The organism is Hanstruepera ponticola, assembly GCF_002940745.1.
GTDB classification, from domain to species: Bacteria; Bacteroidota; Bacteroidia; order Flavobacteriales; family Flavobacteriaceae; genus Hanstruepera; species Hanstruepera ponticola.
Genome location: NZ_POTB01000001.1, coordinates 1,520,308 through 1,532,963 on the forward strand (window position 1 = coordinate 1,520,308; position 12,656 = coordinate 1,532,963).

Consider the following 12,656-nt stretch of genomic DNA (forward strand, 5'->3'; position numbering starts at 1 on the left):
TTATATTTTTGATAAATAAGATTTTATACCTTTTTCATTTAAATGAACAACATCCCAATCTCGTTTAACATCCGCTCCTTTCTCCTCGTAAAATTTTATAGCTGGTTCATTCCAGTCCAATACTTCCCAACTTATACGTTTTACCCCTAAATCTTGTCCATACCTTACAACTTCATCCAACAGCAAAGTTCCTAATCCTTTGCCTCTCATGCGCTCACTAACAATCAAATCCTCAAGGTGCAAAATATTCCCTTTCCAAGTAGAATATCTTGTGTAAACAAGAGCCATACCTTCAATATGGCCATCAAATTCAGCAACAAAACATTGAAATTTAGGATTTTCACCAAATCCATCTCGCTCAAGATCTGAAACAGAAATAGCTACTGCATGAGGTTCCTTCTCAAAAATAGCTAACTCTTTTATGAGGTCAAGAATTCTAGACATATCGCTTTTATTGGCTTTCCTTACCTTAATATCCATTTGAAGATTTTGCCTCAAAGATAGCTTTTTATCTTATAATTAAATTTCCGAAAACGTTGTAGTTTATTAAAAAATCCGATATTTGTACAAACAACAACTTACTGGATATTCATGTCTCAAAAAAATCAAACTTTAGGTGAATTTATCATTGAAAATCAATCATCATTTAAATACACCTCTGGAGAACTTTCTCGTTTAATAAATTCCATTCGTTTAGCTGCAAAAGTTGTTAATCATGAGGTCAATAAAGCAGGTCTTGTTGATATTATTGGAGCAGCAGGAGATACAAACATTCAAGGCGAAGACCAACAAAAACTGGATGTTTATGCGAACGACAAATTTATCCAAACCCTTACAAATAGAAATATTGTTTGTGGAATTGCTAGTGAAGAAGAAGATGATTTTATTTCAATTAATAGTCAGGATGAAAACAATAACAATAAATATGTTGTTTTAATTGACCCATTAGATGGTTCATCAAACATTGACGTGAATGTATCTGTTGGAACCATTTTTTCAGTTTACAGGCGCGTTACACCAGTTGGAACTCCTGTAACTATTGAGGATTTTTTACAACAAGGAAACCAGCAAGTGGCAGCAGGTTATGTGGTTTATGGAACTTCAACCATGTTGGTTTACACAACGGGAGCTGGTGTAAATGGGTTTACATTGAATCCAGCCATAGGAACCTTTTATCTGTCGCATCCGGATATGGAATTCCCTGAAAATGGTAAAATCTATTCCGTGAATGAAGGGAATTATATACATTTCCCTCAAGGGATAAAAAACTATATCAAATATTGCCAAATGGAAGAAGGAGACAGACCTTATACATCGAGATATATTGGTTCTTTAGTGTCTGACTTTCATAGGAATATGATAAAAGGTGGTATTTACTTGTATCCTAAAAGTTCGAAAAATTCAAATGGGAAATTACGCTTGCTATATGAATGTAATCCCATGGCGTTTTTGGCAGAACAAGCTAAAGGTAAAGCCAGTGATGGATTTAATAGAATAATGGATATTCAGCCTACAGAACTTCACCAACGTGTACCTTTTATTTGTGGTAGCAGAAACATGGTTGAGAAGGCAGAAGAATTTATGCGATTGGCAGAATAAAAAAATGCGAACCAATAGGCTCGCATTTAAATTATAATATACAGAATTTTTACCTGTTCATATTTCTAATTTCCTCAATAAAAGTATCTAGATCAACACCGTTGGCTACTAAAGTTAAAGCCTTATCAACTACATATTTTACGTTTTCTGGTGAAAAACCTAACCCAATACCTATTTTACGCAACACCAATTCCTCATGATCACCTTGAATATGATCCACATGAACCATGCGTGCCAAATCAAAAAGTCTTTCTAATCGTCTATCATATGATGTTGGTGGGTTGATAGGATGTGATTGATAATCCTTTAGAATCTCTTTGTAAGTGGTTTCACTGATATCTAAATTTCTAGCCAAACGATCTAAAAAAGCTTTCTCCTCATCAGTGATAATTCCGTCATCCATGGCAACTCTAACTATTGCTGCAAAATGGTCTTCATTGCGCTTTTTAAATCCGCTATCAAATAAATCTAAAATTGACATATATTCTTGTTTTATAAAGTGGTGCAAACTTACATATTTTTTCTTTTTTCTGATAAGAAAAAAGACCTAAAATAAGTTCACTCTTCCCTTTTAAAATATAGTCCGTAAGAGTAAATATAATTTTAATAATAGTTTTAATCAATAATCTCTTAAACAAAATTTTATATTTGCACAAAATAACTTGTCTTGAGTAAATCTACCCTCTCGCAAACATATAAACAGGCTTTGCAATCGCAAAATCTGCAAAATGCTATTGCCCAAAGTCAAAATAGAACACACATAAAAGGCCTTGTAGGGTCATCTGTTTCATTTGTTTTTACTGAACTTTTTAAGGAGGCTGACAAACCATTTTTACTCATATTCAATGACAAGGAAGAAGCCGCATTTTACCTGAATGACTTCGAAAGGTTGTTAAACGATAAAGATGTTCTGTTTTACCCTGGAAGTTATAGGCGTCCTTACCAAATAGAAGAAACTGATAACGCCAATGTATTATTACGTGCTGAAGTATTGAACCGGATTAACTCTAGAAAAAAACCAGCAATAATAATTACATATCCTGATGCGCTTTTTGAAAAAGTAGTAACCAGGCGTGAATTAGAAAAAAATACATTAAAGATTTCAGTAAATGATAATCTATCCATTGACTTTGTAAACGAAGTATTGTTTGAATATAAATTTAAACGTGTTGACTTTGTTACAGAACCCGGAGAATTTTCAGTTCGTGGTGGTATTGTAGATGTGTTCTCATTTTCACATGACGAACCCTATCGTATTGAATTTTTTGGCGACGAAGTTGATAGTATCAGAACCTTTGATGTAGAAACACAACTCTCAACCGATCAAATTAAGAAAATTAGCATTATTCCAAATGTGGCTAATAAATTTTTAGAAGAAAGCAGGCAAAGCTTTTTGAAATACATCGCGCAAAAAACTGTGATTTTTACTAAAAATGCGCAATTAGTTTTTGATAGGATTGATGATTTTTATGGGAAAGCAGAAGAGGCCTTTAAAACACTTTCAACTGAAATAAAACATGCCGAACCTGAAGAATTATTTTGTAATTCAACATTATTAAAAAAACAGCTTTTAGATTTTAATTTAGTTGAATTTGGGACTTCAGCTGTCATGTTGAACACAGTTGAGACATCACAAACAATAACTTTTAACACAACACCACAGCCAACCTTCAATAAGCAATTCAATTTATTGATTGATAATTTGAATGCCAATCATGAAAAAGGCTACATCAATTATATAGCTTGTGTAAGCGAACAACAAGCAAAACGTTTTCATGACATTTTTAATGATGTCGATCAAGAGGTTCATTATCAAACCATCGTGCTTTCATTATTTCAAGGCTTTATTGATCATGATAATAAAATAATCTGCTTTACAGACCATCAAATTTTTGAACGCTATCATAAATTCCATTTAAAAAACGGTTATGCAAAAAAACAAGCTATAACCTTACGAGAATTGACCAATTTAGAAATAGGCGATTATGTAACGCATATTGATCATGGTATTGGAAAATTTGGCGGACTTCAAAAAATTGATGTTGAAGGCAAAAAACAAGAAGCTATTAAATTGGTGTATGGTGAACGCGATGTCTTGTATTTAAGTATTCACTCGCTTCATAAAATTACTAAGTTTAATGGCAAAGACGGTAAACCTCCAAAAGTTTACAAATTGGGCAGCAAAGCTTGGAAAACACTCAAACAAAAAACCAAATCTCGTGTAAAAGAAATTGCGTTTAATCTCATAAAAGTTTATGCCAAACGTAAGCTAGAAAAAGGCTTTCAGTATAATCCTGATAGTTATATGCAGCACGAATTAGAGGCATCATTTTTATACGAAGACACGCCAGATCAAACAACTGCAACTGCTGACATTAAAGCTGATATGGAAAGTGACAGACCAATGGACAGATTGGTTTGTGGCGATGTTGGTTTTGGAAAAACCGAAGTTGCAATCCGAGCAGCATTTAAGGCAGTTGATAATGGCAAGCAGGTGGCGGTTCTTGTACCAACAACTATTCTTGCCTATCAGCATTCTAGAACCTTTAAGGAACGACTCAAAGATTTTCCTGTAACCGTTGATTATCTCAACCGGTTTAGAACAGCCAAGGAAAAACGTGAAACGCTTGAAAATCTTGAAAAAGGAGCTATTGATATCATTATTGGAACCCATCAATTAGTAAATAAAAATGTTAAGTTTAAAGATTTAGGATTATTGATTGTTGATGAGGAACAGAAATTTGGTGTTGCAGTCAAGGAAAAGTTAAAAACATTAAAAGAAAACGTTGATGTCTTGACATTAACGGCAACTCCAATACCTAGAACATTACAGTTCAGTTTAATGGCGGCACGTGATTTATCAGTTATTACTACACCTCCACCTAATCGCTATCCAATAGAAAGCCATGTTATTCGTTTTAGCGAGGAAACCATTCGTGATGCCATTACTTATGAAATTCAACGTGGTGGACAAATTTTCTTTATTCATAATCGTATAGAAAACATTAAAGAAGTTGCAGGCATGATTCAGCGTTTAGTTCCAGATGCCAAAATAGGGATTGGTCACGGACAAATGGAAGGCAAAAAATTAGAGCAATTGATGCTCGCCTTTATGAATGGTGAGTTTGATGTTTTAGTGAGTACTACCATTGTTGAAAGCGGATTGGATGTACCCAATGCCAATACCATTTTCATAAATAACGCAAATAATTTTGGGTTAAGCGACTTACACCAAATGCGTGGTCGCGTTGGTAGAAGCAATAAAAAAGCCTTTTGTTATTTCATTACACCTGAGTATTCCGCTATGACCAATGATGCCAGAAAACGAATTACTGCGTTAGAACAGTTTACCGAATTGGGTAGTGGTTTCAACATTGCCATGAAAGATTTGGAAATTAGAGGAGCTGGTGATTTATTGGGTGGTGAACAGAGCGGATTTATTAATGATATTGGCTTTGATACCTACCAAAAAATACTCAATGAGGCCATAGAAGAACTCAAAGAAAATGAATTCAAAGATTTGTATAAAGATGATGGTAAACCAAAGGAATATGTAAAAGATATTACTATTGACAGTGATTTTGAATTATTATTCCCAGATGACTATATCAATAATATAACCGAACGCTTAAACCTTTACACGCAACTTAATAATATAAAAACTGAAGAAGAGCTTCAGAAATTTGAAACAGAATTGATTGACCGATTTGGGGAATTGCCATCACAAGTTGTCGATTTATTAAACAGTGTACGAATTAAATGGATTGCTACCAAAATGGGATTAGAAAAAGTAGTGATGAAAAAAAATAAGCTCATTGGCTACTTTATTAACGACCAAAAGAGTGCTTTTTATCAAAGTCCGCAATTTACCAAGGTTCTTCAATTTGTACAATCACATCCTCATGCCTGTAAAATGAAAGAAAAGCAAACCAGGAATGGACTTCGGTTACTGTTGACTTTTGAAAATATTTCCACAATTCAGAAAGCTTTAACGGCCTTAAAACCGATTATGGATTAGTTTTTGTTACATTGGTTTAACGTCTAAAATGAAATAAACAGCATTATGAAAAAATGGCTTTTAATAATTTCGATTCTTCCACAGTTTCTATTATCGCAACATAGCATTAGAGGTAACTTTTCGCCAGCTGAAGAATTTACTTATGCCTTTCTGTATAAAAACACACCTTCTGGAGCTGATTATATTGATCGTGCTAAATTAAAAGTTGATGGGTCCTTTACTATTGAAATGGCACCTGAAGCAACATCAGGAATTTATAAAATAGTGTATGCCACTCCTCCTGAAGACAATAATTTTAATTTTTTCTACGACGGGAAAGAGGATGTTGTTCTTAATTTTGATTTGGAAATGGGCTTATCATTTATAAGTTCAAACGACAATATACTTTGGGATAGATACCTATCCGATATTAGTAATATTAATGGACAAATTAGCGAGTTTTACGCTTCTGAAAATACCAAAGAGCAAGTCATTAAATCTATTTTTAAAAATTTAGATGAAACTCAAAGGTCTTATGAAGAAACAGCTAAGAACTCTCAAGTTTTGGCATTTATAAAAAGTAACAGAACCTATATTCCTACTGAATACGAAGACATCAATACTTACTCAAAAAACTTAAAAGACCACTATTTTGATCATATTGATTTTAATAATGAACTCTTACAAAGTTCCGAGTTTTTAACTGAACGTGTGTTAGCCTTTATTTATGCCATGCCAGCTACCGCCAACGCTTACAAAAGCGCTGTTGATGAAGTGGTTCTTGCCATTGGAGACAATAGCAATGTACAAATGAACCTTTTAGAGGCTATTTGGGCAAGTATGCTTAATAGCGAACAAGATATTGTAGCCAATTATATAAGTGATACTTATTTATTAGAATTGGCCGAGCAAAACAATAATGAATTACTAATAGAAGTTTTAGAGGAATACAAAAATACGGCTATTGGCAACAAAGCAGTAGATTTTGAATTCACTTATCTAGATAATGATAAACCCAATGAAACAAGTTTATACGAATTGGATAAATCTGATAAGTATTTACTTATTTTTTGGAGTAGTACCTGCAGTCATTGTTTAGAAGAATTACCAAAAGTTAAAAGCATAATGGATGAACATCCAGAAATTACAGTAATTGCTTATGCTCTTGAAGATAGTGTTAGAAATTGGAACAAAACTATTACTAATTACCCAGATTTTTTAAACACTTATGATTTAGGTAAATGGGAAAGCCCAGTAGTTAAAAGTTATGCTATTCATGCAACACCTAGCTTTTTTGTATTAGATAAAGACAAAAACATTCTGGCAAAACCAGAACATGTTGATGATTTAAAAGCTTTTTTAGAAAATTAAAAGTGATAAAATGCATTTTCTAAATGCTCAATACTATAATCCTTTTCTTTTTTAGTAATAGCTATAATATCAAAACGCACCTCAACATCTAAATTATTTACGGTAACGTATTCATCAACAGCTTTAACCAGATTTCTTATTTGTTTGGGTTTAACAAAATCTTGTGGATCTCCAAAATCAGCAGTTGATCTAGCCTTTACTTCAATAATGGCCAATATATCTTGTTGCCTCGCAATGATATCAACTTCGGATTTATCAAATCGGTAATTTCTGGCAATTATAATGTATCCTTTTCCTAAAAGGAAATCAACAGCCATTTGCTCACCTTTTTTACCGAGTTCATTGTGTTGTGCCATATTCACTTCCCAAGAAATTGGGTGTCTAAATTTTATAATTATAAATAAACGAAAAAAGGCACATTTTACAATGTACCTTTTATCTAAAGTTTAATTAAACCTATTAGGTTGGTCCATTATCACCATCATTGTCATCATTATCCTCATCATCATTTGATGTACAACTTGACAAATCAAATTCTGAATACATAGCCCAGCTATTTCCTGAAAATTCTGTGCCTTCAGCCCAAGCTGTTTCTCCTCCTGTTGGTCCTTCAACTTCTGCATGAGCAGCAAAACAATAATTATCACCAACTTCTGTAATTGGTATGATGTAAACTACTTCATTATCCGTTTCAGAAAAAGGTTCTGTGAACTCAAACTGACCAATTTGCGGATTTCCAGAGCCTGTTGTAGGTACCCAATCGTTTTCACAAAGCCCTATACTTAAATGTGTTGTTCCAATAGTCCAGTCTGCATTTACAGTAAATGTTACAATCAGATTATCTCCATCAACATCAATAGTTACTGAACCTGCCGTATGGTGCTGTCCTGCAATTAAATGAGTATATACACAATGTTCACCATTGTCTGTGTCTGGGCTATCATCTTGTTGTTCAAGTTCTGTTTGCTTATTCTTTCTTTTTTCAGAGAGTTCATCTCCTAATTGTTCGTTTGAACAACCAACAATTAAGCATAAGAAAAATACAGCCATAAGGGTAGTAAGTTTTTTCATGATTTGTAGATTTTGGGTTAAGTGATTGAAAGGTAATAAGGTTTACCGATAATAACACAAAAAAATCGCTAAACTGCGCAAAAAAATAAATTTTTGGCGTATTTTCTTACGTTATTCGATGAGCGACATTAAATTTAGAGATGCATCTTATTTTTGAAATATAACTGAAGACTGTTCTTTACTCACGTTCATTTCAATTGTTCTACCCAAAATCATGGCACGATTATCTTTTTCATGACCAGCTGGCATATTAAAGCAAATAGGGAAATCATAATCTGATAGGGCATCTAGTATAAGTTGCTCTACAGAGCTTCCCCAAAGCGTCGTGTTTTTTCGAAGCTTACTCATATCACCTACTAAAAGACCCTTACAATTATCAAAATATCCAGCACGTTTTAAACTTTGCAGCATACGATCAATGTGGTATTTATACTCCCCTATTTCTTCAATAAACAATATTTTTTCTGACGTATCAATACTGGTTTTTGAACCTAACATAGTATGCAGCATGGTTAAGTTTCCGCCTACTAAAGGAGCTGAAACCTTGCCTATTCTGTTATATTGCGACCCTTTTAAATTATATTGTAATGGCTCTCCAAAAATCGCTTTTCTATAGGTCTCTACCGATTCAGAAATATCATTCAAAGCATCTGTTAAACTCGTGCACATTAACGCATGAATACTTTCAAAACCTTCATTATGAAATTGATTGTGCAACGCTGTAATATCACTATAGCCAATTAACCATTTCGGATGTTTTCTAAACTTGGTGTAGTCTAAATTATCAATAATTCTAACCGTTCCATATCCTCCTCTAGCACACCAAATAGCACTAACTTTAGGATCATCCATGGCTTTCTGAAAATCCTCGCATCGTTGAGCATCTGTTCCCGCAAAATGATTATCCTGACTAAAAACGTGATCACCAACAACAGCATGTAATCCCCAACTTTTCAGTAATTCAACAGCCTGTTGTACCTCTTTTTGTCTGTTCTTTAAAATACCTGATGGCGCAACAATAGCTACTGTATCGCCAGGCTTTAAATATGGTGGTTGTATCAAAGTTTTCGATTTTAAATTTTTGGCATCATCCAATTGCTGTCGTTCCTTTTCTCCAAAAAAAAGAAGACAACACAGGCTAAATAACAAGGTGATTTTTGACATATTGTAAATGTACATTTTTTTTCAGAAACGCTCTTAAATTACGTACTTTTGTGGCTTCAAAAAAGATACAACAATGTCAAAACGATATACCATTACAGCTGCATTACCGTATACAAACGGACCCATTCATATTGGTCATTTGGCTGGTGTTTATGTGCCTGCAGATATTTATGCACGTTACCAAAGACTCATCGGGAACGATGTCGCTTTCATTTGTGGTAGTGATGAGCATGGCGTGCCTATTACCATAAAAGCCAAAAAAGAAGGTGTATCACCACAAGATATTGTAGATAAATACCATGCTATTATAAAAAAATCGTTTGTGGATTTTGGAATTACTTTTGACAATTACTCACGTACATCTGCAAAAATTCATCATGATACCGCACAAGAGTTTTTTAAAACACTTTATGATAATGGTGAGTTTATAGAAGAAGTCACCGAACAACTATATGATGAAGAAGCTAATCAGTTTTTAGCTGATAGATTTGTAATTGGTACGTGTCCAAAATGTGGCAACGAAGAAGCCTATGGCGATCAATGTGAAAACTGTGGGAGTAGTTTAAATGCTACAGATTTAATCAATCCTAAATCGGCTATTACAGGTAATGTTCCAACTTTAAAACAAACCAAGCATTGGTTTTTACCACTAGACAAGCATGAAGCTTTTCTTAAAGAATGGATTTTAAAAGGTCATAAAAAAGATTGGAAACCCAATGTTTACGGACAAGTAAAATCATGGATCGATGATGGATTACGTCCTCGTGCTGTAACACGCGATTTAGATTGGGGAATTCCAGTACCTGTTGAAGGTGCAGATGGTAAAGTATTATATGTTTGGTTTGATGCGCCAATTGGTTACATTTCTGCAACCAAAGAATGGGCTGAACGTGTAGGTAAAGACTGGATACCCTATTGGAAAGACGAAAACACAAAACTTGTGCACTTTATTGGGAAAGATAATATTGTGTTTCATTGCATTATTTTTCCAAGTATGTTAAAGGCAGAAGGCACCTATATTCTTCCAGATAATGTACCTGCCAATGAATTTCTAAATTTAGAAGGTAACAAGCTGTCTACTTCTAAAAACTGGGCCGTTTGGTTGCCGGACTATCTAGAAGATTTTCCAAATCAACAAGATATATTACGTTATGCTTTAACAGCAAATGCACCTGAAACAAAAGACAATGATTTTACATGGGCAGATTTTCAAGCACGAAATAATAACGAGTTAGTTGCTATTTTTGGGAATTTTATTAATCGTGTTATAGTATTGACAAACAAATACTACGATGGAATTATTCCGGAACATTCAGAATTCAACAACGTAGATGAAGAAACTTTAGCAGCGGTAAAAGCTTTTCCAGCAGTGATTGCAAGCTCTATTGAACGCTACAGATTTAGAGAAGCTTCGCAAGAATTAATGAATTTGGCCCGTTTAGGCAACAAATATTTAGCCGATGAAGAGCCTTGGAAAGTAATTAAAGAAGATGAAGTACGTACCAAAACCATTATGTATGTTGCCTTGCAAATTGCATCGGCTTTGGCTACGTTAAGTGAACCTTTTTTGCCGTTTACTTCTGCAAAATTAAAAACTATCCTTTGTCATTCTGAACTTGATTCAGAATCTACTTGGTCTGATGTTTCATCAAAAAATATTTTAATCCCATCAGGTCATCAAATAGGCAAAGCTGAATTACTGTTCTCCAAAATTGAAGACAAAACTATGCAAGCGCAATTAGATAAATTAGAAGCAAGCAAATTGGCTAATGAAGCTGCCAATATAACCGTAGAACCACAAAAGGACACCATTACTTTTGAAGATTTCACTAAACTGGATATTCGCGTTGGCACCATCCTAGAAGCCGAAAAATTGCCTAAAACCAAAAAGCTTTTAGTTTTGAAAGTTGATACAGGAATTGATGTACGCACCATAGTTTCTGGTATTGCCGAAACCTTTACTCCTGAAGAAGTTGTTGGTAAAAAAGTAACGGTTTTGGTCAATTTAGCACCAAGAGCTTTGCGTGGTGTAGAAAGTCAAGGAATGATTTTAATGACTGAAACTCCTGAAGGTAAATTGGTATTTGTAAATCCAGATTCTAAAACAGATACTACTAACGGGTTACAGATCTCTTAAACTATATGCATCATCATTTTAACGTATTGAATTAATTATCCAATTGCCTATTCTCTAGTTTTGAATTATAAAATTTAGAACTATGAGAAAACTAATGATTTTAATATTGACTGTAACTTTATTTTCTTGCGGTAGCTCAAAAACCGTTAGAGATTCAAAAAAAGTTATAAAAGGTGAATGGGTTTTAAACTCCATTAATTACAGTGAAGCTGGAACATTTAATGTAACCTTACTTGATGATGCGTCAAAAAAATGTTTTGAATACAGTACATGGCGTTTTATACCTAATAATAATACTGGAATTTATACCATTAACGATTCGTCTTGTGAACAAGGAGACCGTTATTTTGTTTTTACCATTCAAGAAGTAAATGAGCAAACAGGCTTATATGATTTTCTTCTAAAACCTACAAATGAAAAAGGTAAATCTGAAACAAATAAAGGGTTTCGCATGCGACTATCTGCAATTTCAGAAACGTCTATGCAATGGCAACAAACCGTATATGTAGAAGGAGATCCTTTTACAATAACAATGAATTTTAATAAACTTTAATGATATGGGAATGACAATAAATAAATTAAAAGTAATGATACTTTCAAGTATATTTTTAATCAGTTTTACTAATTGTAAATCGGTTCAAAATGCCAATAACAAACAAAAAGGTGCTGTTATTGGTGCTGCAGGTGGTGCCGTTTTAGGTGCCATAATTGGTAATAATGCTGGCAAAGGCGGAAATGGTGAACTTGGTGCTGTGATAGGCGGAGTTGTTGGTGGTGCAGCTGGTGTTATTATAGGGAATCAAATGGATAAACAAGCGCAAAAAATTGAAGAAGAAATCCCTGGCGCACAAGTAGAGCGTGTAGACGATGCTATTGTTGTTACGTTTGATGAAAATAGTGGTGTTTATTTCGCAACAGATAAATACAACATTAATTCAGCTTCTCAAGAGACTTTAAACAAACTTATTGGTGTATTTAAAGAGTATCCTGACACTAATATTTTGGTTGTTGGTCATACAGATAGTGTAGGTTCTGAAGATTATAATATGACCTTATCCAAAAACAGAGCCAATGCTGTGACTGACTATCTTTCTGGAAACGGGATAAGTAGAGGTCGCCTTAACACTAATTGGTTTGGTGAGACGCAACCTATGCATGACAACAGTACAGCTGCAGGAAGAGCTAAAAACAGACGTGTGAATGTGGCCATATTACCAAATGATGATATGATTGAAGATGCCCAACAACAGGCTGGAAATTAAAATCTAAAAATATTTTTTTATTTGGCGTTGACATAGTAATCTTGTCAACGCCTTT

Annotated in this window: 11 protein-coding genes; 6 read left to right on the forward strand and 5 right to left on the reverse strand. The window is 34.0% G+C overall.

What is annotated here, in order from left to right:
* On the reverse strand, window positions 1-480 hold the full coding sequence (locus C1S72_RS06900) for a GNAT family N-acetyltransferase (protein ID WP_104734889.1): 480 nt from the start codon (window positions 478-480) through the stop codon (window positions 1-3).
* A 111-nt stretch (window positions 481-591) separates the two neighbouring features.
* Here C1S72_RS06900 and fbp point away from each other — a divergent pair, with 111 nt between their 5' ends.
* Window positions 592-1,599: a class 1 fructose-bisphosphatase gene (gene fbp / locus C1S72_RS06905; RefSeq protein ID WP_104734890.1), complete on the forward strand. Its 1,008-nt coding sequence runs from the start codon at window positions 592-594 to the stop codon at window positions 1,597-1,599.
* A gap of 49 nt (window positions 1,600-1,648) precedes the next feature.
* Here fbp and C1S72_RS06910 read toward each other — a convergent pair whose 3' ends face one another.
* The gene (locus C1S72_RS06910; RefSeq protein ID WP_104734891.1) at window positions 1,649-2,080 is read right to left on the reverse strand and encodes a fructose 1,6-bisphosphatase; all 432 of its coding nucleotides are present in this window, start codon (window positions 2,078-2,080) and stop codon (window positions 1,649-1,651) included.
* 186 nt (window positions 2,081-2,266) lie between these two features.
* On the opposite strand from C1S72_RS06910, the gene mfd reads away from it, so the two are divergent.
* Window positions 2,267-5,617 (forward strand): transcription-repair coupling factor, encoded by a 3,351-nt coding sequence (gene mfd, locus C1S72_RS06915; RefSeq protein WP_104734892.1) that lies wholly within the window; start codon window positions 2,267-2,269, stop codon window positions 5,615-5,617.
* Window positions 5,618-5,662: 45 nt separating this feature from the next.
* On the forward strand, window positions 5,663-6,967 hold the full coding sequence (locus C1S72_RS06920) for a TlpA family protein disulfide reductase (RefSeq protein ID WP_104734893.1): 1,305 nt from the start codon (window positions 5,663-5,665) through the stop codon (window positions 6,965-6,967).
* Here C1S72_RS06920 and C1S72_RS06925 read toward each other — a convergent pair.
* The 3 genes from C1S72_RS06925 to C1S72_RS06935 form a co-directional block, all read right to left on the reverse strand.
* Window positions 6,964-7,323: a YraN family protein gene (locus C1S72_RS06925; protein WP_104734894.1), complete on the reverse strand. Its 360-nt coding sequence runs from the start codon at window positions 7,321-7,323 to the stop codon at window positions 6,964-6,966. The two genes, C1S72_RS06920 and C1S72_RS06925, sit on opposite strands and share 4 nt — an antisense overlap.
* A 103-nt stretch (window positions 7,324-7,426) precedes the next feature.
* Window positions 7,427-8,038 (reverse strand): hypothetical protein, encoded by a 612-nt coding sequence (locus tag C1S72_RS06930; protein WP_104734895.1) that lies wholly within the window; start codon window positions 8,036-8,038, stop codon window positions 7,427-7,429.
* A 147-nt stretch (window positions 8,039-8,185) separates the two neighbouring features.
* Window positions 8,186-9,202 carry a S66 peptidase family protein gene (locus C1S72_RS06935; RefSeq protein WP_104734896.1) on the reverse strand — a complete coding sequence of 339 codons (1,017 nt, stop codon included), beginning with the start codon at window positions 9,200-9,202 and terminating at the stop codon, window positions 8,186-8,188.
* Window positions 9,203-9,275: 73 nt separating this feature from the next.
* Between C1S72_RS06935 and metG the strand changes: the two genes are divergently transcribed.
* The 3 genes from metG (at window position 9,276) to C1S72_RS06950 (ending at window position 12,601) form a co-directional block, all read left to right on the forward strand.
* Entirely contained in the window at window positions 9,276-11,339 is a 2,064-nt protein-coding gene (gene metG, locus C1S72_RS06940) for a methionine--tRNA ligase (RefSeq protein ID WP_104734897.1), read from the forward strand.
* An 82-nt stretch (window positions 11,340-11,421) separates the two neighbouring features.
* Window positions 11,422-11,892 carry a lipocalin family protein gene (locus tag C1S72_RS06945; RefSeq protein ID WP_104734898.1) on the forward strand — a complete coding sequence of 157 codons (471 nt, stop codon included), beginning with the start codon at window positions 11,422-11,424 and terminating at the stop codon, window positions 11,890-11,892.
* A 4-nt stretch (window positions 11,893-11,896) separates the two neighbouring features.
* A complete protein-coding gene (locus C1S72_RS06950) occupies window positions 11,897-12,601 on the forward strand; it encodes an OmpA family protein (protein ID WP_104734899.1) in 705 nt (234 codons plus the stop codon).
* Window positions 12,602-12,656: the final 55 nt, after the last annotated feature.

Bases quoted from the DNA above. Each gene is read 5' to 3' on its own strand.
- fbp (WP_104734890.1), top strand. From the start codon at position 592: ATGTCTCAAAAAAATCAAACTTTAGGTGAATTTATCATTGAAAATCAA.
- C1S72_RS06920 (WP_104734893.1), top strand. From the start codon at position 5,663: ATGAAAAAATGGCTTTTAATAATTTCGATTCTTCCACAGTTTCTATTA.
- C1S72_RS06950 (WP_104734899.1), top strand. From the start codon at position 11,897: ATGGGAATGACAATAAATAAATTAAAAGTAATGATACTTTCAAGTATA.
- C1S72_RS06910 (WP_104734891.1), bottom strand. From the start codon at position 2,080: ATGTCAATTTTAGATTTATTTGATAGCGGATTTAAAAAGCGCAATGAA.
- C1S72_RS06900 (WP_104734889.1), bottom strand. From the start codon at position 480: ATGGATATTAAGGTAAGGAAAGCCAATAAAAGCGATATGTCTAGAATT.
- C1S72_RS06930 (WP_104734895.1), bottom strand. From the start codon at position 8,038: ATGAAAAAACTTACTACCCTTATGGCTGTATTTTTCTTATGCTTAATT.
- C1S72_RS06945 (WP_104734898.1), top strand. From the start codon at position 11,422: ATGAGAAAACTAATGATTTTAATATTGACTGTAACTTTATTTTCTTGC.
- metG (WP_104734897.1), top strand. From the start codon at position 9,276: ATGTCAAAACGATATACCATTACAGCTGCATTACCGTATACAAACGGA.
- C1S72_RS06935 (WP_104734896.1), bottom strand. From the start codon at position 9,202: ATGTCAAAAATCACCTTGTTATTTAGCCTGTGTTGTCTTCTTTTTTTT.
- C1S72_RS06925 (WP_104734894.1), bottom strand. From the start codon at position 7,323: ATGGCACAACACAATGAACTCGGTAAAAAAGGTGAGCAAATGGCTGTT.